This is a genomic window from Streptomyces sp. NBC_01635, from assembly GCF_045209715.1.
In the GTDB taxonomy this organism is placed as follows: Bacteria; Actinomycetota; Actinomycetes; order Streptomycetales; family Streptomycetaceae; genus Streptomyces; species Streptomyces hirsutus.
In genome coordinates this window covers 8,447,867-8,471,604 of the sequence record NZ_CP109277.1, presented here as the reverse complement: position 1 = coordinate 8,471,604, position 23,738 = coordinate 8,447,867, and the positions used below count along the sequence as shown (strand labels likewise).

The window sequence follows — 23,738 nt, the reverse complement described above, 5'->3', positions numbered from 1 at the left end:
AGGTGACGGATGGTCGGCGGACACGGGAGAGAGCAGCCGAATGGTCTCAGCGACGACGATGCGCAGAGGGACGGCCGCCGTGGTGGCCGCCCTGATCCTCCCGGCGGCTGCGGCGCATGCCGCTCCCCCGGTTCCGGACACGGCCCGGCCCTCGGCGGCTACGACGCTGCCCGCCCCCGACCTGGCCGGCCTCGGGAGCGTGCTGCGCACGGCACGGTCGCAGGGCGCGCCCGGCGCCCTGGCCCGGATCGACGACCACGGCACGGTGCACCGGACGTCCTTCGGCCTCGCCGATCGCGGAACCGGGCGGGCCATCGCGACCACCGACCGCTTCCGCATCGGCAGCGTCACCAAGATCATGTCCGCCGTGGTGGTCCTGCAACTGGTCGACGAGGGCAAGGTGAAGCTCGACGACCCGGTCAACCTCCACCTGCCGGGACTGCTGCCCGACGACCGGATCACCGTCCGCCATGTACTGAGCCACCGCAGCGGTCTGTACGACTACACCAACGACCTGTTCGCACGGACGGTCCCCGGTTTCGAGGCGGTCCGTACCAGGACCTTCACCCTGAGCCGGCTGGTGGAACTGTCGCTGGAGCATCCCCCGACCACCGCCCCCGGCGGCGCCTACAGCTACTCCAACACCAACTTCGTCGTCGCGGGCCTGCTCATCAGGAAGCTGACCGGCCACTCCCTCGCGACCGAGTACCGCGACCGGATCACCACCCCCCTCGGGCTGAGCGACACGTCCTACCCGCATCCCCGCACCACGATCCCCGGCCCTCACACGCGCGGTTACCTCACCCCGGACGCACCGGCGACGGAGCTCGTCGACGCCACTGAGCAGACGGTGTCCTGGGCGCAGAGCGCAGGCGCCGTCGTCTCGAGTGCCCGGGACCTCAACACCTTCCTGTCGGCGCTGCTCGCCGGCCGGCTCACCTCGGCGGCCGGTCTGGCGCAGATGCAGCGCTGGATCCCCGCGGGCACGGGTCAGGCGTACGGGCTGGGGCTGCGGCGCCGCGATCTGTCGTGCGGGGTGTCCGTGTACGGGCACACCGGCGCCGTCCAGGGCTACTACACCTACGCGTTCACCTCGAAGGACGGCGGGCGCAGCCTCACCGCGCTCGCCACCACCTCGAACAACGCTCCGGTGATGAGCACGATGCTCGGCACACTGGAATCCGCCTTCTGCGGCGAGGGGCCGGCGGTCCGACAGGACTCCGCTCCGGAACGGTGGCACGAGGACACCACGGCGGGGACGCGACCGGGGGGAACGGAACCCGCGGGGACGGGGATCTCGCCCGGCTGACCTCTCCGGGAACCCGCGCCCGCCGCCGACCGTTGTCCGAACACCCCCCACCGGTCCGTGACGACGGATCCTTGACGGCTGACGACAGCAGGGCGGTGCGATGAGCGAGTTGGTCCCCGGCGGCAATCTGGCCCTTCCGGACGGCACGGTGACCGTCCGGGTGCCGGGCCCCTACGACGTCTCCGCGCTGATCACGGGCGACGACGGAAAGGTCGGGGACGACGCCGACTTCGTGTTCTTCAACCAACCGTCCGCCCCCGGCGCCCGCCTGCACGGCGACACGCTCACCGTCGACCCGAGCGCCCTGCGACCCGGCGCCGTCCGGGTCACGGTGACCCTCAGCGCCGCCGACCCCGCCGTCCCGCTGGGCGACCTGCCCCCGCCCGTCCTTTGGGTCACCGACGCCGGCGGGCGCTCCCTCGCCCGGTTCTCGCCGGCGCGCCCCGGGCAGGAGTCGGTGCTGCTCCTCGCGGAGATCTACCGGCGCGGCGAGGGCTGGAAGCTGCGCGCCCTCGGCCAGGGGTACGCCGACGGACTGGCCGGTCTGGCCCGGGACTTCGGCGTCGACGTGCTCGACGGGACGGAGCCCGGGGCGGCCGGGGTTCCGGCTGCGGCGGCGCCTTCGGCCGTCCCCGATCCGACGGACTACCTCGGTCCGGTCAACTCCGCTCGGGCCGAGGCGGGTTCGCCTCCGGTCGCGCTCGACGCGCGGTTGGCGGTGGCGGCCCGTGCCCACGCCGAGGCCATGGCGGCACAGCGGCACCTCGCCGTCGAGAGCCGGGACGGGGTCTCCGTCCACCAGCGGGTCGTCGCCGCCGGGTACGCGTATCTCACCGTCGGCGAGCATCTGGTGTCCGGCCCGCGCACCCCCGCCGAGTTCGTCGCCCACTGCCTGGGCAACGAGCCGTCCCGGCGCACCCTGCACGGTCCCGCCTTCACCCACGCCGGTCTGGCGCACGTGGGCGGCGGCTCCGCCGGTGACGTCTACTGGACGGCGCTGTGGGCCGTCCCGCTCACCCCGGCCGGCCTGGCCCGGACGGTGACGGACGTGGTCGACCGCACCAACCGGGAGCGCGCCCGGGCCGGGCTGCCGCCCCTGGCCGTCGATTCGCTCCTCGTCACGGCCGCGCAGGCGCACAGCGCCGACATGGTGGCCCGCGACTTCTACTCCCACACCGCTCCCGACGGGAGCCGGCCCTGGGACCGGGCCGCCACGGCGGGTTCGGCACGCCGGACCATCGGCGAGAACATAGCCTGCGGCCAGCGCTCGGCCGCCGAGGTGGTGGAGGGGTGGATGAACAGTCCCGGCCACCGCGCCAACATCCTCAAGCCCGACTTCACCCACATCGGCGTCGGCTTCGCGGGCGGCGGCCGCGCCGGCACGTACTGGACCCAGCTCTTCGGCGCTTAGGGCCTCTTCGGCGGGTCGTGCCGAAGACGCGGGGGCCGGCGCTCCCTCCTCCGCCTTGCGCCTGAACGCACCGCCCCCGCTCGACCTCCTCTGGACGAATACCGCCCCTTGCCTCCGACTTGATCCGCCGGACAGATTCCGGGCGTGCAGCCGGCCCTTGGCGGAGGCGGCTCCTCCGGGTGAGGATGCCTGCATGAAGGGTGATCTGTTTTCCAGCCGGCACATGGTGCGGCCCGCCTCGGCTCCGGGCATGACGGTCGAGAACGCCAAATGCATCCGCTACGTGGTCGACGGCGAGATGCACGCCCGGCAGGGTGCGATGATCGCCTACCGTGGCGGGCTCCAGTTCGAGCGCAAGGGCCAGGGCGTGGGCGGCATGCTCAAGCGCGCGGTGACCGGCGAGGGGCTGCCGTTGATGGCGGTGCGGGGGCAGGGCGAGGCCTGGTTCGCGCACGAGGCGCAGAACTGCTTCATCGTCCAGGTCGAGGCCGGCGACGAGTTCACCGTCAACGGCCGCAACGTCCTGTGCTTCGACTCCACGTTGTCGTACCGCATCGCGACCGTGAAGGGCGCCGGAATCACCGGTGGCGGCCTGTTCAACAGTGTCTTCACGGGGCACGGCCTCCTGGGCCTGGTGTGCGAGGGCGACCCGCTGGTCCTCCCGGTGTCTCCGCAGTACCCGGTCCACGTCGACACGGACGCGATCGTCGGCTGGACGGCAGGTCTGTCGACCTCCCTGCACCGCTCGCAGTCGCTCGGTTCGATGCTGCGCGGCGGCTCGGGCGAGGCGGTGCAACTGGTGCTGCAGGGCGAGGGGTACGTCATCGTGCGGCCCAGCGAGGCCACGCCGGCGAAGGCACAGCAGCACTGAGGTCCGCCCCCGCTCGCCCGCTCCGGTTTCCGGTGCGGGCGCGCCTTTGGGCACACCGTGTTGACCTCGGTGGTCCGGACAGGCCAGGGTTCGTCCCGGTGCGGATCATGTCCCCGTGCCAGGGAGGGTGGTTGTGGTGATCGGGACGGCGGAGATCGAAGCCGCGGCCGGGCGGATCGCCGGGCACGTGGTGCGGACGCCGACGGTGCCGAGCCCCGGGCTGTCGGCGCTGCTGGGCGCCCCGGTCACGGCGAAGCTGGAACTGTTGCAGCGCACCGGCTCGTTCAAGGCACGCGGCGCGGTGGCGAAGCTGCTGTCGCTGAGCGAGGCGGAGCGGGCGGCCGGGGTCGTGGCGGTGAGCGGCGGCAACCACGGGATCGCCGTCGCGGTCATGGCCGCCGCCCTCGACGTCAAGTCCACGGTGGTGATGCCGAGGTCGGCGCCCGCGCGGGCGGTGGAGGTCGCGGAGACCGCCGGCGCGTCGGTGCGGCTGGCCGACGACATGGACGGCGCGTTCGCGCTGACGACGCGGCTCCGGCAGGAGGGGCTGACTCTCGTCCACCCCTTCGACGACCCGGTGGTGATCGCCGGACAGGGCACGGTGGGGCTGGAGTTCGCCGACGACGCCGGTGACCTGACCGACGTCCTGGTGAGCATCGGGGGCGGCGGGCTGATCTCCGGTGTGGCGGCGGCGCTGCGGGCCCGGCGGCCCGGGATCCGGATCTGGGGGGTGGAGACGGAAGGCGCCCAGGCGATGTCCGAGGCCCTCGCGGCGGGCGGACCGGTGCCGGTCGGGCTGTCCTCGATCGTCTCCACGCTCAGTGCCCCGGCCGTTTCGCAGTTGACGTACGAGCATGTGTCGGCGCTGGTCACCGAGGTGCTGGTGGTGTCCGACCGGGAGGCCGTGCGGGGTTCGCTCGACCTGGCGGACCACGCCAAGGTGTGGACCGAGCCGGCCGCGGGCTGTCTGCTGCCCGCCGCGCGACGGGTGCTGGAGCGGGTCGGCGAGGGGGCCAGGATCGGGCTGGTGGTGTGCGGGGGCAATGCGACCACCGGTGACATGATCGCCTGGGCCTCCCGCTTCGGGCTGCGCTGAGCCTCCCGGCCCGGCCGCCGCCCGTGACGCCCTGTCCGTGACGCCCTGCCCGTCGCCCTCCCCCGACGCGGGACCGGGCTCGAAGTCCGCCTCGGAGTTTGACCGAAGGACAAGAATGCGTCGGAGCCGGGATTCGGGCTCCGCCTCTTGAACGAAGGCCGTGCGGTCCCGCGTACCACTGGGAAAGGCGGACAGCAGCGGCTTCGACGAGGGATGGCCATGGGCAGGGCGCACGTCTCCACACACCAGCCGGTCGCCGGGCGGTACCGGCTGGTCGAGATCATCCACCGCGAGACCAACCACCTCTGCTGGTACGCCGACGACCTCGGGACGGGCCGCCCCTGCCTCGTCACGCAGGTCGCGCTGCCCGGGGACCCGGGCGAGGCCGTGCGTCACGCCCCCTCCCACGTCCTGCGGGCGACCGGGATGATGGCGCGGCTGTGCCCCGGCCGGATCGCCGCGGTCGTCGACTCCGTCCACGAGAACGGCTTCCTGTGGACCGCCGCCGCCTGGGTCGATGGCACCCCTCTCGGTGAACTCCTCGCCGAACAGGGCTCGTTCACCTTCGCCCGGGCCGCGCGCATCGGGCTGGAGCTGCTCGACGTACTGGACGCCGCGCACAGCGCGGGCGTGACCCACGGCGAACTCGGCCCCGGCCAGGTGTTCGTGCGGGAGACCGGTCCGGTCGTGGTCACCGGTTTCGGCCTGGCGGGCACCGTCCCGGCCCTCCGGCTCACGGCACCGTCGTACGCGGCGCCGGAGCAGGCCCGCGGCGAGGGCGCCGGGCCCGAGGCGGACCTGTGGGCCCTGGGCGCGCTCCTGCACACGATGGTCGAGGGGCGCCCGCCCTTCCGTGACCGGGGGCGGGCGGAGGCCACGCTGAAGGGAGTGGACCGGCTGCCGTTGCGCGCGCCCCTGCGAGCGGGACCGCTCACCCCGGTGGTCCAGGGGCTGCTGCGCAAGGACGCCGCGGAACGGCCGACCGGGCGGGTGGTCCGCGAGGCGCTCGGCCGTGTGCTCGCGGAGGAGAACCCCGGCACGGCCCCCGAGGCCGTGCCGGGCCGCCTTCGGCTGCGCGGCGCGTACCCCGCCGTCCTCAGAGACCTCGGCCGCGCCGGGAGAAGACGGACGGCGGTCCTTGGCACCGCCCTGGCCGTGGTCACCGTCGCGGTCGTCGTGCTCACCGCGGCCACTCGGGGGCTGCCCGGCACCGACTCCGGATCCGCCGCCGACACGCCGAGCGCGCCGCCCGCCTCCGCCGCCGCTCCGGCCGCGCCCCAGGCTCCCGGGGCGTCCGGCGACCCGGGCGACCGGGACGACCGGGACGAGCCGACGCCGGCCCCGACCACCCCCGCTCCTTCGGGAACGGGGGATCTCCCGCCCGGCTACGGCCTGCTGAGCGCGCCGGAGGGCTTCTCCGTCGCGCTCCCCGAGAACTTCGAGCGCCTCGACACCTCCCGCGTCTCCGACCTGGCCTACCGCATCACCTTCGGCCCGGAGGACGGCACCCGCACCCTCGCGATCACCTACAGCGAGCGGGTGGGGACCGACCCGGTGGCCGTGTGGCGGGACGACGTGGAGCCGCCCCTGGAACGGACGGCCGGCTACGAGCGGATCGGCGCGATCCGCGCGACCACTTACCAGGGGAGTGAGGCCGCCGACATGGAGTGGCTCTCGGCGGACGACGGCGCCCGGACACGCACCTTCGGCCGCGGGTTCCTGCTGGGCGGTGGACGCGGCTTCTCGCTGCGCTGGACGGCCCCGGCCGCCGACTGGGCGAAGTCCGCGAACCAGGAGGCGCTACGGACGTTCCTGCGGACGTTCCGGCCGTCCTCCGGCCGAGGCTGAGCCGCGCGGTGCGCACAGCCGGTGCAGGGGCGTCAGGCGCAGCGGGCGGGTACGCCAGTGTGCCGTGAAGGTCCGGTCCGTGAGGGCGCACGTGACCCGGAGACGGTGCGGGGTCTCCAGGAAGACCACGTCCGCGGCGAAGGTGCCGTCGTCGGTCCAGCCGCCGCTCACCGCGGTCGGGCAGGGCTGCTCCGAGACCGCCCATCCCTCGCCGCCGAGCGGCAGGTCGAGGCGGTGGCCGTCTTCCACGAGGCTCAGCGTCCAGCGTCCGCCGGCGTCCACCGTCACCTCGGCGGCGGTGAGCGTCGGCTGGTCCGCGCAGACCCCGCCGTACGGGGTGAAGCGTGTGGTGGGCCGGCCCTCCCGCGCCCGCTCCGGCGGTACCGGGCCGCCTACGGCCGGCGGCAGGGCGAGGCGGGCGAGACGCTCCCCGAGGGCCCGGTCCTCGGCGCCCCGCCCGGTGAGCGGGCCGGGACGGAAGGCCGGTACGAGATGCCGCCAGACCAGGTCCAGGTACTGCTGCATCTGCTCGGTGGCCGCCGTCGTGGCGATCACGGCGTCGTGCTCGGGCAGGACGAGGCAGAACTGTCCGTACGCCCCGTCGCCCCGGAACCCGTGCCGGGACGTCCAGAACTGGAAGCCGTAGCCCAGGTCCCAGTCCTGCCGGCCGGTCTCCCCCATCGCCCCGGCGGTCGGCAGGTACGGACGCGAGGCCCTGGCCACCCATCCCTCGGGCAGCAGGCGCTTGCCGTCCCACATCCCGTCGTCGGCGTACAGCAGCCCGAGCCGGGCGATCGCGTCGGTGGTGGCGTGCAGCCCGCTGAAGCCGAGCTCACGGCCGGTGCGGTCGCGCTGCCACAGTGCTTCGCCGATGCCGAGCGGATCCAGCAGGCGGGGCCGCAGCCAGTCGGTGAGCGACCGGCCCGTCTCCCGCTGCACGATCGCGGCGAGCGTGTACGTGCAGGGCTGGTTGTAGGCGAAGACGGTGCCGGGGTCGCGGTCGGGCGGCTGCAGCAGGAACCCGCGGACCGGCTCGGCGGGGTCGGTCGCGTAGGCCGCGTCCACGGTCTCGGTCTCGTGGCCGCTCGCCATCGACGCCACGTGCCGGACCAGCATCGCCCGGCTGCGCGGGTCGGTGATGTCCGCCTCGAACTCGGGGAAGTACGAGATCACCGGGGCGTCGAAGTCGATCAGCCCCTCGGCCTCGGCGAGGGCGGCGGCGGTGGCCGTGAAGCTCTTGCTGAGCGAGTACAGCAGGTGCGGCCGCTCGGGGGTGTACGGAGCCCACCAGCCGGCGGCGGCCTGCCGGCCGTGACGCAGGATCATCAGGCTGTGCGGCTCGATCTCCGGGGCGTCGTCGAGTGCGTCGAGGAAGGCGTGGACACCGAAGGCGTCGACGCCCAGCGCGGCGGGGGCGTCTGTGGGCAGCGGGTGGGCAGTCATGGGAGGGATCCTGCCCGACCGCCCGGACTCGATGCGCCGGTGGCCGGGCGAGGACCGACGGGCCAACCGGCACGGAGCGGGGCGGAACGGGGCGGATCAATCTCACGGTCGGCTGAGCATTCTCCGCGCCCTCGGGGTAGGAGAGGGCCCTACGCCGGTACGACCAGGAGGCCTCTCGTGAACTCGATGGTGCGCAGGACTTTGGTGGTGGAGCTCCAGGCGGGTGTCACGGACCGCTTTCCCGTGCTCGCCCACCTGAGCTACGACCCCGCCGACCCGTTCGCGGTCACGCTGGTCTTCAGCCACGACGGCCGGGTCCTGGCGCGCTGGCGGCTCGACCGCGAGATGCTCGCCGACGGCCTCACCCGCCCGGTCGGGACCGGTGACGTGCGGCTTCGCCCGGAGTCCAGAGGGGTGGGGCGGGAGCTGCGGATGGAGTTCCTCGGTGAACCCCACGCCGACGGCGGCCGTCACCACGCGGTGGTGTTCGCGTGGGCCGGGGCGGTCGGGGACTTCCTGAGCGACACCTTCCGTTCGGTTCCGCCCGGCAGCGAGGAGACCCGCCTCGACGACTTCCTCACGGAGGTCCTCACGGGCCGCTGAGCCTCGGGCCACCGGCACTCCCCGGCCCGGTGAACCCGCGGTCGCGCACGTCACGGGGCCGTGTGCCGGTACCGGGTCCACATCGGGAGCACGAACCAGCACAGCAGGTACCAGGCCACCACTCCGGCGACCAGGTACGGGACGAAGCCGTCGTCGGTGGCGACCCGCAGGATCAGCAACAGTGCGGCGCAGGTGGTGGCGAGCAGCAGGACGAGGCCGAACAGGGTCAGCCGGGAAGCCCACCGGACGGCCTGCGGTTTGACCTTCCTCCCGGACACCAGCCGGTGCAGCGAGACGGGGCCGATGAGCGCACCGGTGGCACAGGCACCGAGGACGACCGTGACGATGTAGATCGTCTGGTCGGTGCCGGACAGTTCCTCGTACTTGGGTGTGAACACGACGGTCAGCAGGAAGCCGAAGAGGATCTGGACGCCCGTCTGGGCGACTCGGACCTCCTGGATGAGCTCCTGCCACATCCGGTCCGCCCGCTCCTCCGCGGTCTCGTCGCGGCCTCTGCGCCCGCTCTTGTCCTGCTGCGCGTGCGCCACAGTGCGCCTCCCGGGGTGAGAAACGGCCTCGGCCCGCCTCTCCCCTCGGGTGCCCACCGTCCGGGGCTCCTACCGCCTCACGGCCGCGCCCGGACGGCTTCCACCGGGTCCGTCACCGGGCGGGCGCCCGCCCGGTCCTTCACCGCCGGGCTGCCGCCCGGTGTGTCACCAGCGGCCCTCCACCTGGTGCTTGATCCGCCGCTCGTACAGGTCGTCGATGGCGGTGAGCGTCTGCTCGGACAGCTCCGGGAGCCGGGCGGCGTGCGCGTTGGCGCGGGCCTGCTCGGGCGAGCGGGCGCCGGGGATGACGGTGGTGACACCGGGCTGGCGGACGATCCAGCACAGGGCCAGCTGGGCCGGGGTGTATCCCTCGGGGGCGAGCGCGGCGAACTCCGCGGCGGCCTCGACGCCGGTCGTGTAGTCGACGCCGGAGAAGGTCTCGCCCTGGTCGAAGGACTCGCCGTGCCGGTTGAAGGTGCGGTGGTCGTTCTCGGGGAAGACGGTGTCCTTGGTGTACCTGCCGGACAGCAGGCCCGAAGCGAGCGGGACGCGGGCGATGATGCCGACGCCCGCCGCGCGGGCCGCCGGGAGCACCTCGCGCAGCGGCTTCATGCGGAACGGATTGAGGATGATCTGCACGCTCGCCACGTTCGGCCGGGCGATCGCGGTCAGCGCCTCCGCGCAGGTCTCCACGCTGACCCCGTACGCGGCGATCCGCTCCTCCGCGACCAGGGTGTCGAGGGCGTCGAAGACCTCGTCGGTGGAGTACACGGAGGTCGGCGGGCAGTGCAGCTGCACCAGGTCGACGCGGTCGACGCCCAGGTTGCGGCGCGAGCGGTCGTTCCACGCGCGGAAGTTGTCCAGCACGTAGTTCTCCGGGATCTGTTCGACCCGGCGGCCCATCTTGGTGGCGACCAGTACGTGCAGATCGGGCCGTCCGCTCAGGAACGACGCGATGGTCTGCTCGCTGCGCCCGTCCCCGTACACATCGGCGGTGTCGAAGAAGGTGACCCCGGACTCGGCGGCGGCTTCCAGGACCGTGAGGGCCTGCTTGTCGTCGACATCTCCCCAGTCCGCCCCGAGTTGCCAGGTGCCGAGACCGATCACGGAGGCGTGCTGACCCGACCTGTCGAATGTGCGCTCGTCCATGGCGTCAGTCTGTCATCCGTCGCGACCGGGCGTGCGATCGGCAGGCGCCTCTCGCCTCCGGGCCGCCCGTCCCGGCCGGCCCGGAGGCGAGAGGCGCCTGCAGGGCGGGCGCGTACCGGTCCACGAGGACGTCGACGGCGGTGGAACGCACAGGGGTGCCCCGGGCGAGGCCGTGGAGGGCACCGATGCCGAGCAGGGCGGTGGCGTCCGTCTCGAAGGACATGCCCCGGGCGAGGAGCGCGTCCTTGTCGCCGAAGCACTTCAGGATCAACGGCGGGCTCACCCCGGCGCGTTCGGCGACCGCCTTGAGTGTGATGTCGGCGTGTGCGGGCCGGGCCGGGAGGTGGCGGGCCGCCCGCAGGACGGCGGCCCTGCCGGCCTCGGTGTCCCGGCGGGCCGGGGCGGCCGGAACGGGTGGCGCTGCCGGAGTGGTCGGTGTGGGTGGGTGGGGTGGCGCCGCAGCGGGCCGCGTCCTGGCCGGGGAGCGGGGCTGGCCGGCGGTCCCGCTGCTCGCGGGACCGGCCTAGGCCGTGCTCAGGCGCTCTCGGCCGTGCGGCAAGCGGGGTGGCCCCAGCCGCTGTCGTTCTTGGCGATGGGCTCGCCCGCCGCGTAGGACCGGCCGCAAAGGCAGCGGCCCGGGAACTTCGCCTTGATCGTGCGGTTCGAGGAGCCGCCGCGCGGACGGGACGCCGTCTTCGCCCCGGTGGACCTGCGCTTGGCGGCACCGGCGGGCGGGGTGTCCGGGGAGGGCGGCGGCTCGGGCGAGCCCGCGTCGCTGCCCGCGTCCTGCTGGACGACGGCCGCCTGGCTGGCGGCGCGGTCGGCGAAGTCGTTGAGGCGGTCTCCGTCGGCCTGGTGGGCAGGGACGTAGCGGAACTCGACCGAGCGGCCCTGCAGGAGTCCGTCGATGCTGACGACGAGTTCCTGGTTGGCGACCGGTTTGCCCGCCGCCGTCCGCCAGCCGTTGCGCTTCCAGCCAGGCAGCCAGGTGGTGACCGCCTTCATCGCGTACTGCGAGTCCATCCGGACCTCGAGCGGCACGTCGGATTCGGTCGCCGCCAGCAGCCGCTCCAGCGCGGTGAGTTCGGCGACGTTGTTGGTGGCTCTGCCGAGTGCGCCCGCCTGCCAGCGGACCGGGGTCTCGGAGGCGTCGGCGATCACCCAGGCCCAGGCGGCGGGTCCGGGGTTGCCCTTGGAGGCCCCGTCGCACGCGGCCACAACACGTTCACGCATGCGCCCGATCATGCCATGGCCGGACGGGGCGCCGGGCCACGCGGTGCGCCTGTCCGGGAGCGCCCGCCGGGCCGCTTCCCGGGGTGATCCGGGTGGTCGGCGCGGTCCGGGCGATCAGGTCAGCCGTTCGGCACGTCGGTGCCGCCGGGCGTCTCGACCCCCAGGGTCGTGACGTCGATCACCGAGAAGTTCGCGCCCTGCGGGTCGCTCAGGGCGGCGAACCGCCCGAAGGGAGTGGTGATCGGCCCGAAGTGCAGGGTGCCGCCCCGCTCGGTGGCCCTGGTCGCCGCCTCGTCGCAGTTCTCGACGGCGAAGTAGACGTTCATGTACGACGGCACCTCGGGCGGGAAGTCCTCCCCCATCCCCATCCGGCCGAGCACGGTCTCCCGGCCGAGTTCGTAGAGCCGGAAGTCGATCGCCTCGTCCTCGAGCTGCCTGGACCTGTAGGAGAAGACGGCGGGGAAGAACACGTCGGTCTTCTCCGGTTTCCGGGTGCAGACCTCCGCCCAGCAGTAAGCGCCGGGTACTCCGGTCGCCTCGAAGCCCTCGTGGGTGCCGGCCTGCCAGAGGCCGAAGACGGTGCCACCGGGCTCGCGGGCCAGGCACATCGTGCCGAAGTCGCCGACCCGCATCGGCTCCATCAGCACCTCGCCGCCGTTGTCCCGGACGCGGACGGCGGTGGCAGCGGCGTCCCGGACCGCGAGATAGAGGCACCACTGCGACTGCCCCTCCTGGCCGGGCATGGGCGGGACGACGGCCGCCACCGCCTTGCCGTCGGCGTAGGCCTGGGTGTAGTTGCCGAGCTCCGACGACGACTTCCCGAAGGTCCAGCCGAGGACGTCTCCGTAGAAACTCTTGGCCCCTTCGACGTCGTTGAACATCGCATCGGCCCAGCAGGGGGTTCCCTCGAGCTGTACGGCCATGATGGCGTGCCCTCTCCGGACGAGTGGTCGGTCCTTCCTTCACGCTAATCACCCGTGCCCGCACCCGCCCGCCGAGCCGTCCGAGCCGTCCGAGCCGTCCGAGCCGCAGTGAACGATCTGTCCTGAAGCAGGTCTTCCCCTCCGGGCCGGGCTGTGCTTGCCTGGGGTGCCGTTTTCGGCCGGGCGGGGGGACGTATGCGCAAGCCATGGGTGGGGGGAGTGGCGCTGGCCGCCGTGCTGCTCGGTGCGTGCGGCGACCCGTCGTCCGAGCCGTCCGCCGGGCCGCCGGCCGTCCCCGAGGCGTCGGCCACCACGCACCAGCGGCCCGCGGCCTCCCCGGGAACGGCTCCCTCCGGGAAGGCTTCCTCCGAGGCCCCCTCCCCCGGGGCCACGTCGTCGTCCGGCACCGGATCCGGGAAGCCTCCCACCGTGCTGTACCTCGGCGACTCCCTCGCGATGGAGAACCAGGAGGTCCTCGGACGGGAGCTGCGCGGGGTTCTGCGCGCGCGGTACACCAGCGCGCCCTACTCGGGCACCACCCTGTGCGACTACCTGGAGGGTTCGGCCGAGCGGTCCCTGCTGGTCCCGGCGGCGGACAAGGCGGCGGCGCTGGTGCGCTCGCTGCGGCCGGACTACGTGGTGCTGCAGTTCTGGGGCAACGCCTGGGACTACACCCCCTGCATGGACGGGATCACCTACGACGCCGCCCGCGAGCGGTACCTCGAGCGGTACGCGGCCGACGCGCGACGCCTCACCGAGCAGATCGCCGCGGCCGGCGCGGCCCGACCGCCGCGCGTCGTCTGGGTGTTGCAGGGTCCCGACCCGATCACCCCCGACCGGGTCCGCCGGGTGAACGCGCTCTACGAGGAGCGGGCCGCCGCCTCGGGCGGCCTCCTGGCCGACGGGGGCAAGGCGGTGAGTCCGGCGGGGGCACGCTACACCTGGTCGCAGTACTTGCCCTGCAACGCCTACGAGCGGGCCCATCCCGAGTACTGCACCCAGCGGGACCGTGACCGGACGGCCCTGCACCGGGACGACGACTACCTGCACTTCTGTCTGGCGCCCACGACGTCGACGCCGAAGCCCTGCCCGGTCCGCTCGCCCGGCATCCTGCGCATGGCGCGGGAGATCACCCGGGTGGTCGGGGAGCACGCCCGCTCGCGCTGACGGGACGAGGCGCCGCGGCACCGGCGGGACGCGAGGAGGGCTCGGGCAGCGGGGCGGGGCCGTTCCACCGCCCGCCCCGCTGCGCACCGTTGGTCACTCGCCCGCGTAGGCCTTCTCCAGGGCGGCGACGTCGAGCTTGCCCATCGACATCATGGCCTTCATGGCGCGGGCCGCCTTCCGGGTGTCCGGGTCGGCGATCAGCTCGGTCAGCCGGGTGGGGACGACCTGCCAGGACACGCCGAACCGGTCCTTGAGCCAGCCGCAGGGCCCGTGCTCGCCGCCTCCCTCGACGAGCTTGTCCCATTGAAGTGCTCTCCCGGTTGAAGCCGGGAGATTCCTGCTTACCTTGCGGTAGCGGGCTTGACGCGCTGCGCGCGCCTGACGACTGCCCTCCCGGCAGCCGGGGTGAGCGCGAGGCCCATCCGGTACAGGTGCAAGACGTTGCGGGCCGCGTTGTGGTCGGCGTTGCCCGACCATCCGCAGTCCGGGTTCCTGCACACGAACACGGCCTGGGACTCCCGGCTGCCGGGCGTGGTGAAGCCGCATGCCGAGCAGCGCCTGGAGGTGTTGGGGGCGGGGACCTTGACCAGGGTGCCGCCGTGCCGGGCGGTCTTGTACGTCAGCATGGTGACCGTGCGCCCCCAGGCCTCGCCGCTGATGGCACGGTTCAGCCCGGACTTCTGGGCGACGTTCTTCCCCGGTGCTTCGATGGTGCCCCTGGCGGACTTGACCATGTTCGTGATGGTGAGTGCTTCGACCACGACGGCGTTGTAGGTGCGGGCGATGGTGGTGGTCGCCTTGTGCTGCCAGTCCAGGGCCCGGCGCTTGGCTTTCGCACGAAGTCCTGCGATCCGGTCATAGGTGCGGTGCAGCCGGCCGCTGGTGCGTTCGCCCGGCCTGCGGCGCTGCTTGCGCCGGGCGGCGCGCTGCTCCAGATGCAGGAGCCTGGCTTTCTCCTTCGGTGTCAGCCATGCGCCGTGCTCGTACGTCTCGCCGTTGGAGCAGGCGAGGGGCACGGTGATACCGACGTCGATGCCGACGTCCGGCCCCTGGTGGGGCCCGGGCTCAACCTCCAAAGCCTGGACGCGGAAGGCGATGTGCCAGCCGAGCGCGTCCTTGATCAGCCGGGCCCCGGTGATCCGGTTCTCCGCGGTGGCACGCTTGCCCACGGGCAGGTCCTTGGTCCACCGGAAGCGGACTCGGCCCACCTTGGGAATGTTGACCTGCCCCCAGCGTCGGTGCACCCGGACGATGTTCAGGTCGCGGCCCTGCGGGATATCCACGGACATCACCGTGCGGATGCGGCCCTTGAAGTTCGGGGCGTCGGCCCGGTGCTCCCAGCAGTTCTGCCACGCCCGGAAGTACGTCTTGAGTACCGCCTGCGCGGCCTGCGCGGGGAGGACGGCCAGGAAGTCGATGTCCTTAAGGGCCTGGCGGATCGCGGCGTCCGCGTGTTGGAGTGTCCGCTTCTCCTTCGGCATCATCTGCCACCAGGCGTGCAGCAGGTTCCACAGGGTACGGGCCGCGTGCGCCTGATCATCCACCGCGCGAACCCCGGAAGGCGACAGTGCAAGCCGGGCACGGTGCCCGAACTGCCGCTTGACCAGGGTGTCTCGACTCACGATCACGAGAATAGCCATGGTTGGTGTCACCGCGCTGGGACTCTGACCCCGGTGCCGGAACCGGCCGCCATGTTGTTCACCACCTGCATGTTCACTTGGTTTTTGTTACGAAATACCGGCGGAAGACGTTCACCGACACCATGCCGCGCCGAGGCGGTCATGCGGGAGGTCTGTGCCGGCTTCGAAGCCGGGCTGAAGCAGTTCAACGGCGAACAGGACCACGTCCACCTGCTCGTGCACCACCCTCCCACCGTCCAGCTCTCCAAGCTGGTCGACTCCCTCAAGGGCGTCAGCTCCCGCAGGCTCCGCCTGGCGGCACCTCCCGGCCGAAGGCCGGGGAAGAGTACGACAGCCACGTCCGCCGGTACCTGCTGGGCGGACACTTCTGGTCCGGCTCCTCCTTCGCCGGATCATGCGGCGGGGCACCCCTGACCGTCGTCAAGCAGTACATCGAAAGCCGGCAGCGTCCCGGCTGACCGTCACCCCGGAGAAGAAGAGCACTCCGGCGCTCCGTGCCTCCGGGCCAGGGATGGCCTTCACCCCCGCCCTGAAGGGCGGAGCACTGGCCAAGATCAGAGGTAGAAGTCGACCTCGCCCTGGTCGGCGCAGTCGATCTGCAGGGAGATCGCCTCGGTGAACTTGAACTCGGGTCCGCCGTTCAGCGCGACGAACCTCTGGCCGTTGGCCGTGAAGTCCACGGTGAGGACGGAGCCCTCGGGTCCGGGCCCGGCCTCGGTGTACCGGAGGGTGCGGCCGACGCCGGAGTCCTTGAACACGGACACGTAGAAGTGCGCGGCCTCCTCGGCCCGGCCGTCGAACCAGAGACACATGGTGAATCCGTCGGTGGTCATGCATACCTCCCGGGGTGGGGAACGCGGTCACCGGTGTCGACCGGTCCGGGCCCCGGAACTCATCGGTCGACGACGGAGCAACCACGGCGCTGCGGGGCCTCGGGGCCGGAAGGGGCCTCTGCCCGTGGCGAATCTGCCACGGGCAGAGAAATCCCCGCGGGTCACCGCGGCCGGTCGAGAGTGGAGGCACGCGGTCGCACCGGCCGCGTACCGACGAACGGCACAGGCACACCGGCACACGACCGGACAGCCCCACACCGACACCCATGGGAGCGCCGATGTCCCCCTTCATCACCGGACTTGCCGCCGGACACGCGGCCGGACACGCGGCCGGGTTCAGCGCCGGCCGGCCACCGGTCCCGCTGCCCCGGGCCGAGGAGGGCGACACCCCTCCGACCCGGTTCGACGACCACCTGGCCGCCCAGCTCCTCGCCCAGCGGATCGTCATGCTCGGGACGCAGGTCGACGAGGTTTCCGCCAACCGGGTGTGCGCGCAGCTGCTGATCCTGTCCGCGGAGGACCCGCGCACCGACATCAGCCTGTACGTCAACAGCCCCGGCGGGTCCGTGCACGCGGGCCTGGCGATCTACGACACGATGCGGCTGATCCCCAACGACGTCTCGACGCTCGCCATGGGGTTCGCCGCCAGCATGGGCCAGTTCCTGCTGAGCGTGGGCGCGCCGGGCAAGAGGTTCGCCCTGCCCAACGCGCGGATCATGATGCATCAGCCGTCCGCCGGGATCGGCGGCACCACCGCCGACATCGAGATCCAGGCGGAGAACCTGGAGTTCACCAAGCGGACGATCGAGCGGATCACCGCCGAGCACACCGGCCAGTCGGTGGAGACCGTCTCCCGGGACGGCGACCGCGACCGCTGGTTCACGGCCGAGGAGGCCAGGGAGTACGGGATGGTGGACCGGGTGGTGGAGTCGCTCGACGACGTCCGCCCGGCCGCGACGCGACGCAGGATGGGGCTGTGACGATGGGGACGTACACGATTCCGAACGTCGTCGAGCGCACCCCGCAGGGTGAGCGGTCCTACGACGTGTTCAGCAGGCTGCTGTCCGAGCGGATCATCTTCCTCGGCACCGAGATCGACGACGGGGTCGCCAACGTCGTCATCGCACAGCTTCTCCATCTGGAGTCGTCGGCCCCGGAGAGCGAGATCGCGGTCTACATCAACTCCCCGGGCGGCTCGTACACCTCGCTCATGGCGATCTACGACACGCTGGCGTTCGTGCGGGCGCCGATCTCGACGTACTGCGTCGGGCAGGCCGCGTCCACCGCGGCCGTGCTCCTGGCCGGCGGGGACGCGGGGCGCCGGTTCGTGCTGGAGCACGCGCGTGTGCTCCTCGGGCAGCCGGCCACGGCCGGGCAGCGGGGCACGGTCTCCGATCTGTCGCTCCAGGCCAAGGAGATGCTGCGGATCCGTGCCCAGGTGGAGGAGGTCCTGTCCCGGCACACGCACCATGACGTGGCGACCCTGCGGGCGGACATGGACCGCGACAAGGTGTTCACCGCGCGGGAGGCCGTGGCGTACGGTCTGGCCGACGAGGTGCTGAGCCGGCGCCTCATGGGTGTGTGAGGCGCCGGATCCGGCACGGGCACGCCGGGGTCAGGCGGCCAGGCACAGTCCGTCGTACGAGGCGCGGGGCGTGCTCCGGCCCGCGGGAGCACGTCGGCTGGTGAGGCGGACGAGTTCTCCCTGGGCCCGCGTCAGCAGGTCGCCCAGGCCCAGACCTAGGGCCTGGGCGGCGGCCGCGAGGACCTCCGAGGATGCCTCCTTGCGGCCCCGCTCCACCTCCGACAGATACGGCATGGAGATCCGGGCCGTGTCGGCGACGTCCTTCAGCGTCCGCTCCTGGGCGAGCCGCTCCCGGCGCAGCACGTCGCCGACCAGGTCGCGCCACAGCGGCTCCTTGGGAGCGGGAGCGGCGGGAACGGGAGCCGGGGCCGGCGGGGCGACGGCGCGGCGCGCGGGCGCGGGCCGCAGGGGAATGACACTGATGTCGAGGGGCACTTGGTTTCTCACCCCTTCAGCGTAGGAATCCTCGCCCCGAGGGGAAGGGAGCGGCGTTCCGCTCTGAGTGAAGGAGACGGCACCGCCCGTCACTGCGAAGATCCTCGAAAGTCGGGGGGAGTGTTCGGAACGGAGCTGGGTAGTCGCAACCCCGAAGGACCAAGGCACACGTCCATCGGACTTTCGTGGGGAGAGGTAATGGAGACCGCCGTGATCCGGTCGCAGGCGCAGGTCGTCGAAAGAAACGTCGAGGCCGGGACGGGTGACGGAAGCCTGCCGGGGATCGTCGACCCGCGGACCGTCGCTCCGCGCGATGCCAAGGAGCTGTCCCGTCAGTTCTTCCGTCGTCTGGCGGAACTGGAAGAGGGCACGCACGAGTATCAGTACGCGCGCAACACCCTGATCGAGATGAACATGTCGCTGGTGCGGTTCGCGGCCGGACGGTTCCGCGGCCGTGGCGACGACATGGAGGACATCGTCCAGACCGGCATGATCGGTCTGATCAAGGCGATCGACCGGTTCGAGCTGTCGCGCGAGGTCGAGTTCACCTCCTTCGCGCTGCCGTACATCGTGGGCGAGATCAAGCGTTTCTTCCGCGACACCACCTGGGCGGTCCACGTGCCGCGCCGGCTCCAGGAGCTGCGGGTGGAACTGGCCAAGGCCCGCGAGGAACTCGCCAGCAGGCTGGACCGCGAGCCCACGGTCGCCGAGCTCGCCACGCTGATGAACATCACCGAGGAGCAGGTCAACGAGGGCCGGCTGGCCGCGAACGGCTACAACTCGTCGTCGCTGGACGCCGCCCTCACCGGTGACGGCCCCGAGAACGGCGAGTCCGTCCTGGCCGACTTCATCGGCATGGAGGAGGAAGGGCTGCGGCTCGTCGAGGACTTCCACGCGCTCGCCCCGCTCATGGCCGAGCTCAGCGACCGCGACCGGGAGATCATCCGGATGCGGTTCGTGGAGGAGGCCACCCAGGCGGAGATCGGCGAACGGCTCGGATGCTCGCAGATGCACGTCTCCCGCCTGATCAAGCGGATCATCGGCCGTCTGCGCGAGGGCATGCTGGGCGAACTCGGCTGCGCCTGACGGCACGGGACACGGAAGTGCGGCTGCCGCCCCACCCCCACGGGGGTGGGGCGGCAGCCGCACTTCCGTCACGCATGTCGGGGTGCCGGAGTTCGGCGCGTGCAGACCGTTCGAGCCCCGCGCCGACCGCCGGTGCGGTTCAGCCGACTTCGAAGCTCAGCACCGCGCGGACACACTTTCCGACCGGTACGCGTTCCACGAGGATGTCGCGCGCCAGAGCCTGCACGATCTCCAGGCCGTGGCAGCCGATGCGCTCGGGATCGCGGGGGTAGATACGGGGCAGCGTGCCGCTGCTGTCGTAGACGGCGACCGTGATCGCTTCGTCCGTACCCTCCAGCTCCAGGATGTACGGGCCGTTGCTGTGCCGGTCGGCGTTGGTGACCAGTTCGCTCACGACCAGGAGTGCCGCGCCGTCGGTCCGCTTGCCGATCGTGGCGCACCACTCGGTCCTGAGCTGCTCCAGGAACAGCGACGCGAAGGCGCGCGCCTCGGCGATGCACCCCGGCTCGCCGGTGAAGTGTGCCGACCGCCGTAGCGGCTCCACGGGTACGTCGAAACCAGTTGGTATCACTGCCCCGTCCAGGTGATCGATCATGCGCTTCTCTCTGCGAAGCCGGGCCGGCCGGACGAGCCGGACGATCTGCATTGATGCACGTACCCCGAGTTCGGCCGCTCAGTCCCCCCATCGGTGTTCGCCGCGCCACAGAGCGGGAACCCGGTCCGGTGGAGGCGTGGGCGGGTTCCGGGGCGTGCGGGAGGGACGGCGGCACAGGGGCGACGGCGGGAAGGCGACCGATGAGCGAGCTGTTGGCGGTGCGGAGCCTGTCGACGCTGCCCGTGGTGACGCTGGGCGGCGATGCCGTCGCCCACGTCAAGGACACCGTCCTCGACGCCGAGGCCGGGTGCATCACGGGTTTCACCCTCACCGGTCGGACCCTGCTGTCGGGCTCGCTGCCCCGGGACCTGCCCTGGCCGGTGGTGCACTCCCTCGGCCACCACGCGGTCATGGTCCGTGACGGGAAGGCACTGTGCGACCTGCCCCTGTCGATGGCCCGCCGCGACGCCCTGCGCGGGCGGCTGCTCGGCGCGCAGGTCCTCACCGACGAGGGCGACCGGCTCGGCACGGTGCTCGACGTCCTGGTCGAGGGCGGCACCAGCGGCCGGATCGTCGCCTTCCGGTTCGCCGCGCACCGGGAGTTGGTGCCGGGTTCGAGGCACCGGCGGCACCGGATGTACGTGCCGCGCGGTGAGGCGGTGTCCGTCTCCGGCCGGTCGCTGGTCATCCCCGCGCAGGCCACCACCTACGTCACCGACGACCTGCCGGACTTCATGGCACGGGTCGGTGCGTTCCACGCCCGGCGGACGGGCGCGCTGCCGTGATGCTGTTCTCCCGGCTGCGCGGGCTTCCGGTGCTGACCCCGGGCGAGGGGGTCCGTCTGGGTGTCGTACGGGCGCTGACGGTCGACGCGGCGTCCGGCACCGTCACCCACGTACGGGTACGGCGCGGGCGGCTGCGCGGGGACGCCGCCCTGGCCTGGGACGCCCTGGACGCCGTCGCCCCGGACATGCTGATCGCGGCCCCGTCCTCCGTCCTGGCCGTGGCCCCGCCGCATCACGATCTGCTCGGCCGCAGGGTGCTCACCGAGGACGGCGAGGAGCGCGGCACCGTGCTCGACGCGGCGTTCGACCCGCTCACCGCCCGTATCGAGGCGATCCTGACGACGATCGGCGAGCTGCCGGCCGAGCGGCTGCTGGGACTGGGCGGCCACGCCCTGGTGGTACGGGGGCGCAGGACGGCGCGCGACCAGGGCCGGTCCGGCCGATCGCTCCCCTGATGGATCCCTTGATGAATCCCTAGGTGGCACCACCCGGGGCATCGCCCGTGAGGCCGCCCGTGCCGTTGTCGGCGGTGCCGTTCGGCGCGCCGTTCGGGGTGCCGGACCCGACCGGTGGCGGCGCCTGGGGGTCGGACGGCGGCTCGCCGGTCGTCGGGCCGCTGTTCCCGGGATCGCTCGACGGTGACTCCCCGGGGGTATCGTTCTCGCCCGTCGTCGGCCCGGAGTCGGGGGTGGCCGGCGGGGCCGACGGGGACGTGTCCGGCGACGGCGGGGAGGGGGGCGTGTCACCCGGCGACGGGCTCTGCCCCTCCGGTGGCTTCGTGGGGTGGTCCTTGCCGCCCGTGTCGCCCTGCTTCCGCTCGAACCAGCCGCCGTCGGTGTCGCGGACCACGAACTTCTCGATGTCCCGCGGAGCGGGGTCGACCACGACGACCTTCGAGGGGGAGTAGCCCGGCCAGGGGGCGCCGGTGTAACGGGGGTCGGACTGTTCGACCGGCTTGGTCAGCGGGTTGCCGCAGGCGCAGCGGACCTTGGGGACGCCGCGGTCGTCGACGAGCACGGCCGTGCCCGCCTGGAGGACGGCCTGGTAGTCCGTGGCGGCGCCGTCGCGGTATCCGTGGTTGGTGACCCTGGTGTCCAGCCGGAGTTGCAGCGGGGTCAGCGAGCGCAGGTACGAGGGGACCTCGGAGGACTCGACGCCGGCCACCGAGGCGAACGCCTCGTTCTTCGCCGGCACCTCCCGGAGGTACTTGATCTGCTGCTCCACGTCGCAGCTGGAGACGTCGCGGGTGCCGCCGTACAGGCCGGGTTCGCCACCGCGGACCCCGCGCACCGCGGTGGCCGGAGAGGACTCGGACGCCGAACCGGTGGACGGGGCGGAAGTGGTGGACGGGGCGGAGGCCGTGGGGGGAGCGGAGCCGTCCTCGGCCGTCGACTCGGTGAACGGGTCGGGGCCGGCCGCGTTCGCGGCCTGCAGGAAGATCTCTCCGCCGCCCGCCTCGGACCCGCTTTCGGTTCGGGTGAGCACCACGGCGAGGACCACGGCCACCGCCATGGCCGCGACGAGCGCCCCGAGACCGGGCACGGACCTCCACCACGGCCGTCGGCCCCGCCCGGACGGTCCCGTGCCGCCGCCACCGTCCCCCCTGCCCGCCCCGCCCGGCGGTGGCGGCGGGGGCGGGCCCGAGGACGGAGGCGGGGAGGAGCCCGACAGAGGCCCGGAGGGGGGCCCGGTGGGCCGGCCGGAGGACGGCGGTTCGACGGTCACGAGCCCTTCCTCCCACCGCGGCTTGAGGAGATGACCACCAGGCCGATATCGGCATGAGGATTCTCCCGTTATGGGTTCATTGTGCGCCCCGGTGGTGCGCCCGCCGCAAGCCGACGCGGACGGACCTCCCGGCGGGCGCCCCGTGCGAAGGCTGCTTAGCGTGCAGTGGTGAGTTCACGCACCCTCTCCGACCTGGCGGTCCCCCGCCACGGCTGGGCGCAGGCCCTCGTCACGGTGCTGGGCGGGCTGATCGGCATGGGCCTCGTGGCCGCGCTCGGACTGTGCGCGGCCGGTGCCACGGACCTCCCGGACGGTTCGTTCCCCGGGGTGCTCGCTGCGACCGTCGTCACGGCCGTCGGCGGGTCGGTGAACCTGTCCGGCGACGCGAGCGGCCTGGCCGGCGCGGAGGGCGGCCTGACCGTCATGCCGCTGTCCGTCACTCTCACCGGCGCCCTGTTCATCGGCTGGAGCTTTCTGCGCCCGTTGCGCCACCGGGCCGTCGCCGGGGCGTTGGAGCTCGCGGGGTGGGCCGCGAGGATCGCCGCCCTGTGGCTGATCGCCCTGCTCTGCCTGGCGTTCGCCGCCCGGCACACGTTCGAGATCTCCCTCGGGGAAGGCGCCCTGGGGGATCTCGGTGATCTGTTCGGGGTCTCCCCCGAGGTCGGCTTCGCCGCCGACGTGCCGCTGACCCTTCTCGTCGGCCTGCTCTGGCTGACGGGCGTCCTGGTGCTGGCCCTGCTGGTGTCGCGCGGCGCCCCGCTGCCGGGCCGGCTGCTCCGGTTCCAGTCGGCGGTACGGCCCGCGGCGCACGCGATGCTGCAACTGCTGCTCGCCTCCGTCGTCATCGGTGCCGTGATCGCCCTGGCCGTCGCGGCGACGCGGGGGCGCCCGGCGGAGACGTTCGCCGTGCTCCTGCTCGGCCTGCCCAACGTGGCCTGGCTCGCGCTGACCATCGGGCTGGGCGCCACCTGGGACGGCAGGGTGGAAGGGCCCTTCGCACTGCCCGTGCCGCACGCCCTCGACGAGGTGCTGCGGACCGAGGACGTCTCGGCGCTGAACCTGAGCACGCTCGCCGGGCACGACGGCAGGGTGTGGTGGCTGCTGGTGGCCGACGCGGTCCTGCTGCTGGCCGTGGCGTTCGTGATGGCGGCCCTGTCACCGGCCCGGGTCCGGGCCTGGCAGCACGCCGTGCACCTGGCGGTGGCGCTCGCACTGACGGTTCTGATGATCTGCCTGGTCGGCCGGATCTCCGCCCGGCTCGGCCTGTCCGTGCTCGGCATCGGCGACCTGGACACGGGGCTCTCCGGTCAGGTCCTGCTGAAACCGCGTCTGCCGGTCGCGCTGGGGCTGGCCCTCCTGTGGGGTCTGGTCGCCGGCTTCGCGGGCGCGCTGCTGGCCCAAAGGACGCGCCGCCGCAGCCGGTCGGACCGGCTGCCGGGGGCCGGGGGCTGAC

22 protein-coding genes and 4 pseudogenes are annotated in these 23,738 nt (G+C 72.7%); 14 read left to right on the top strand and 12 right to left on the bottom strand.

Features of this window, described 5'->3' with window-relative positions; all coding sequences use genetic code 11:
- The first annotated feature begins 40 nt into the window (after nt 1–40).
- From OHB56_RS38660 to OHB56_RS38640, 5 genes are all read left to right on the top strand, one after another.
- The gene (locus tag OHB56_RS38660; protein ID WP_326751091.1) at nt 41–1,309 is read left to right on the top strand and encodes a serine hydrolase domain-containing protein; all 1,269 of its coding nucleotides are present in this window, start codon (nt 41–43) and stop codon (nt 1,307–1,309) included.
- A 100-nt stretch (nt 1,310–1,409) separates the two neighbouring features.
- Nucleotides 1,410–2,720 (top strand): CAP domain-containing protein, encoded by a 1,311-nt coding sequence (locus OHB56_RS38655; protein WP_326751092.1) that lies wholly within the window; start codon nt 1,410–1,412, stop codon nt 2,718–2,720.
- Nucleotides 2,721–2,913: 193 nt separating this feature from the next.
- Nucleotides 2,914–3,591 (top strand): AIM24 family protein, encoded by a 678-nt coding sequence (locus OHB56_RS38650; RefSeq protein WP_326751093.1) that lies wholly within the window; start codon nt 2,914–2,916, stop codon nt 3,589–3,591.
- Between the two features lie 136 nt (nt 3,592–3,727).
- Nucleotides 3,728–4,687: a threonine/serine dehydratase gene (locus OHB56_RS38645; protein ID WP_055630918.1), complete on the top strand. Its 960-nt coding sequence runs from the start codon at nt 3,728–3,730 to the stop codon at nt 4,685–4,687.
- Between the two features lie 219 nt (nt 4,688–4,906).
- On the top strand, nt 4,907–6,535 hold the full coding sequence (locus OHB56_RS38640; RefSeq protein ID WP_326751094.1) for a serine/threonine-protein kinase: 1,629 nt from the start codon (nt 4,907–4,909) through the stop codon (nt 6,533–6,535).
- On the opposite strand, the gene OHB56_RS38635 is transcribed toward OHB56_RS38640, so the two are convergent.
- Nucleotides 6,488–7,978: a serine hydrolase domain-containing protein gene (locus tag OHB56_RS38635; RefSeq protein ID WP_326751095.1), complete on the bottom strand. Its 1,491-nt coding sequence runs from the start codon at nt 7,976–7,978 to the stop codon at nt 6,488–6,490. The genes OHB56_RS38640 and OHB56_RS38635 overlap by 48 nt on opposite strands.
- Nucleotides 7,979–8,155: 177 nt before the next feature.
- On the opposite strand from OHB56_RS38635, the gene OHB56_RS38630 reads away from it, so the two are divergent.
- Complete coding sequence (locus OHB56_RS38630) at nt 8,156–8,581, top strand: SsgA family sporulation/cell division regulator (RefSeq protein ID WP_326751096.1); 426 nt, start codon at nt 8,156–8,158, stop codon at nt 8,579–8,581.
- 50 nt (nt 8,582–8,631) lie between these two features.
- On the opposite strand, the gene OHB56_RS38625 is transcribed toward OHB56_RS38630, so the two are convergent.
- The 5 genes and pseudogenes from OHB56_RS38625 to OHB56_RS38605 all read right to left on the bottom strand — a co-directional run bounded on the left by OHB56_RS38625 (nt 8,632) and on the right by OHB56_RS38605 (nt 12,434).
- Complete coding sequence (locus OHB56_RS38625; RefSeq protein WP_326751097.1) at nt 8,632–9,129, bottom strand: DUF6328 family protein; 498 nt, start codon at nt 9,127–9,129, stop codon at nt 8,632–8,634.
- 165 nt (nt 9,130–9,294) lie between these two features.
- Complete coding sequence (locus OHB56_RS38620) at nt 9,295–10,278, bottom strand: aldo/keto reductase (RefSeq protein WP_406358554.1); 984 nt, start codon at nt 10,276–10,278, stop codon at nt 9,295–9,297.
- 4 nt (nt 10,279–10,282) lie between these two features.
- Nucleotides 10,283–10,711 (bottom strand): annotated as a pseudogene (locus tag OHB56_RS38615) (TetR/AcrR family transcriptional regulator); the annotation flags it as partial.
- Nucleotides 10,712–10,812: 101 nt separating this feature from the next.
- Nucleotides 10,813–11,523 carry a ribonuclease H gene (locus OHB56_RS38610; protein WP_326751099.1) on the bottom strand — a complete coding sequence of 237 codons (711 nt, stop codon included), beginning with the start codon at nt 11,521–11,523 and terminating at the stop codon, nt 10,813–10,815.
- Nucleotides 11,524–11,630: 107 nt separating this feature from the next.
- A complete protein-coding gene (locus tag OHB56_RS38605) occupies nt 11,631–12,434 on the bottom strand; it encodes a VOC family protein (RefSeq protein ID WP_055591651.1) in 804 nt (267 codons plus the stop codon).
- A 195-nt stretch (nt 12,435–12,629) separates the two neighbouring features.
- Here OHB56_RS38605 and OHB56_RS38600 point away from each other — a divergent pair, with 195 nt between their 5' ends.
- Nucleotides 12,630–13,601, top strand: coding sequence for an SGNH/GDSL hydrolase family protein (locus OHB56_RS38600; protein WP_326751100.1), 972 nt, complete (start codon nt 12,630–12,632; stop codon nt 13,599–13,601).
- A gap of 93 nt (nt 13,602–13,694) precedes the next feature.
- Here OHB56_RS38600 and OHB56_RS38595 read toward each other — a convergent pair.
- Together OHB56_RS38595 and OHB56_RS38590 are read right to left on the bottom strand one after the other, a co-directional pair.
- Nucleotides 13,695–13,904 (bottom strand): annotated as a pseudogene (locus OHB56_RS38595) (VOC family protein); the annotation flags it as partial.
- Nucleotides 13,905–13,942: 38 nt separating this feature from the next.
- Nucleotides 13,943–15,223: an RNA-guided endonuclease InsQ/TnpB family protein gene (locus OHB56_RS38590; RefSeq protein WP_406358551.1), complete on the bottom strand. Its 1,281-nt coding sequence runs from the start codon at nt 15,221–15,223 to the stop codon at nt 13,943–13,945.
- A 23-nt stretch (nt 15,224–15,246) separates the two neighbouring features.
- Between OHB56_RS38590 and tnpA the strand changes: the two are divergent.
- Nucleotides 15,247–15,699 (top strand): annotated as a pseudogene (gene tnpA / locus OHB56_RS38585) (IS200/IS605 family transposase).
- Nucleotides 15,700–15,801: 102 nt separating this feature from the next.
- Here tnpA and OHB56_RS38580 read toward each other — a convergent pair.
- Nucleotides 15,802–16,074, bottom strand: a pseudogene (locus OHB56_RS38580) (VOC family protein); the annotation flags it as partial.
- Nucleotides 16,075–16,352: 278 nt separating this feature from the next.
- Between OHB56_RS38580 and OHB56_RS38575 the strand changes: the two are divergent.
- Nucleotides 16,353–17,054, top strand: a complete 702-nt coding sequence (locus OHB56_RS38575) for an ATP-dependent Clp protease proteolytic subunit (protein ID WP_406358549.1) — start codon at nt 16,353–16,355, stop codon at nt 17,052–17,054.
- Between the two features lie 2 nt (nt 17,055–17,056).
- Nucleotides 17,057–17,659, top strand: coding sequence for an ATP-dependent Clp protease proteolytic subunit (locus tag OHB56_RS38570; protein WP_326756893.1), 603 nt, complete (start codon nt 17,057–17,059; stop codon nt 17,657–17,659).
- Between the two features lie 30 nt (nt 17,660–17,689).
- On the opposite strand, the gene OHB56_RS38565 is transcribed toward OHB56_RS38570, so the two are convergent.
- Nucleotides 17,690–18,106 carry a helix-turn-helix transcriptional regulator gene (locus tag OHB56_RS38565; RefSeq protein ID WP_326751103.1) on the bottom strand — a complete coding sequence of 139 codons (417 nt, stop codon included), beginning with the start codon at nt 18,104–18,106 and terminating at the stop codon, nt 17,690–17,692.
- Nucleotides 18,107–18,292: 186 nt separating this feature from the next.
- On the opposite strand from OHB56_RS38565, the gene OHB56_RS38560 reads away from it, so the two are divergent.
- On the top strand, nt 18,293–19,180 hold the full coding sequence (locus OHB56_RS38560) for an RNA polymerase sigma factor SigF (protein ID WP_326751104.1): 888 nt from the start codon (nt 18,293–18,295) through the stop codon (nt 19,178–19,180).
- A gap of 139 nt (nt 19,181–19,319) precedes the next feature.
- Here OHB56_RS38560 and OHB56_RS38555 read toward each other — a convergent pair whose 3' ends face one another.
- Nucleotides 19,320–19,775, bottom strand: coding sequence for an ATP-binding protein (locus tag OHB56_RS38555; protein WP_326751105.1), 456 nt, complete (start codon nt 19,773–19,775; stop codon nt 19,320–19,322).
- Between the two features lie 200 nt (nt 19,776–19,975).
- On the opposite strand from OHB56_RS38555, the gene OHB56_RS38550 reads away from it, so the two are divergent.
- Both OHB56_RS38550 and OHB56_RS38545 read left to right on the top strand, forming a co-directional pair.
- The gene (locus tag OHB56_RS38550) at nt 19,976–20,560 is read left to right on the top strand and encodes a PRC-barrel domain-containing protein (protein WP_326751106.1); all 585 of its coding nucleotides are present in this window, start codon (nt 19,976–19,978) and stop codon (nt 20,558–20,560) included.
- Nucleotides 20,560–21,015 carry a PRC-barrel domain-containing protein gene (locus OHB56_RS38545; protein WP_406358545.1) on the top strand — a complete coding sequence of 152 codons (456 nt, stop codon included), beginning with the start codon at nt 20,560–20,562 and terminating at the stop codon, nt 21,013–21,015. Before OHB56_RS38550 ends, OHB56_RS38545 begins: the two co-directional genes overlap by 1 nt.
- A 19-nt stretch (nt 21,016–21,034) precedes the next feature.
- On the opposite strand, the gene OHB56_RS38540 is transcribed toward OHB56_RS38545, so the two are convergent.
- Nucleotides 21,035–22,285, bottom strand: a complete 1,251-nt coding sequence (locus OHB56_RS38540; protein WP_406358543.1) for a DUF6777 domain-containing protein — start codon at nt 22,283–22,285, stop codon at nt 21,035–21,037.
- Between the two features lie 168 nt (nt 22,286–22,453).
- Here OHB56_RS38540 and OHB56_RS38535 point away from each other — a divergent pair, with 168 nt between their 5' ends.
- Complete coding sequence (locus OHB56_RS38535) at nt 22,454–23,737, top strand: streptophobe family protein (protein ID WP_406358541.1); 1,284 nt, start codon at nt 22,454–22,456, stop codon at nt 23,735–23,737.
- The last annotated feature ends 1 nt before the right edge of the window (nt 23,738 follow it).

What these genes read in the sequence shown, in the direction of transcription:
- OHB56_RS38545 (WP_406358545.1), top strand. Translation starts at nt 20,560, where the DNA reads ATGCTGTTCTCCCGGCTGCGCGGGCTTCCGGTGCTGACCCCGGGCGAG.
- OHB56_RS38655 (WP_326751092.1), top strand. Translation starts at nt 1,410, where the DNA reads ATGAGCGAGTTGGTCCCCGGCGGCAATCTGGCCCTTCCGGACGGCACG.
- OHB56_RS38650 (WP_326751093.1), top strand. Translation starts at nt 2,914, where the DNA reads ATGAAGGGTGATCTGTTTTCCAGCCGGCACATGGTGCGGCCCGCCTCG.
- OHB56_RS38575 (WP_406358549.1), top strand. Translation starts at nt 16,353, where the DNA reads ATGTCCCCCTTCATCACCGGACTTGCCGCCGGACACGCGGCCGGACAC.
- OHB56_RS38560 (WP_326751104.1), top strand. Translation starts at nt 18,293, where the DNA reads ATGGAGACCGCCGTGATCCGGTCGCAGGCGCAGGTCGTCGAAAGAAAC.
- OHB56_RS38550 (WP_326751106.1), top strand. Translation starts at nt 19,976, where the DNA reads ATGAGCGAGCTGTTGGCGGTGCGGAGCCTGTCGACGCTGCCCGTGGTG.
- OHB56_RS38605 (WP_055591651.1), bottom strand. Translation starts at nt 12,434, where the DNA reads ATGGCCGTACAGCTCGAGGGAACCCCCTGCTGGGCCGATGCGATGTTC.
- OHB56_RS38640 (WP_326751094.1), top strand. Translation starts at nt 4,907, where the DNA reads ATGGGCAGGGCGCACGTCTCCACACACCAGCCGGTCGCCGGGCGGTAC.
- OHB56_RS38555 (WP_326751105.1), bottom strand. Translation starts at nt 19,775, where the DNA reads ATGATCGATCACCTGGACGGGGCAGTGATACCAACTGGTTTCGACGTA.
- OHB56_RS38570 (WP_326756893.1), top strand. Translation starts at nt 17,057, where the DNA reads ATGGGGACGTACACGATTCCGAACGTCGTCGAGCGCACCCCGCAGGGT.
- OHB56_RS38660 (WP_326751091.1), top strand. Translation starts at nt 41, where the DNA reads ATGGTCTCAGCGACGACGATGCGCAGAGGGACGGCCGCCGTGGTGGCC.
- OHB56_RS38600 (WP_326751100.1), top strand. Translation starts at nt 12,630, where the DNA reads ATGCGCAAGCCATGGGTGGGGGGAGTGGCGCTGGCCGCCGTGCTGCTC.
- OHB56_RS38610 (WP_326751099.1), bottom strand. Translation starts at nt 11,523, where the DNA reads ATGATCGGGCGCATGCGTGAACGTGTTGTGGCCGCGTGCGACGGGGCC.
- OHB56_RS38635 (WP_326751095.1), bottom strand. Translation starts at nt 7,978, where the DNA reads ATGACTGCCCACCCGCTGCCCACAGACGCCCCCGCCGCGCTGGGCGTC.
- OHB56_RS38620 (WP_406358554.1), bottom strand. Translation starts at nt 10,278, where the DNA reads ATGGACGAGCGCACATTCGACAGGTCGGGTCAGCACGCCTCCGTGATC.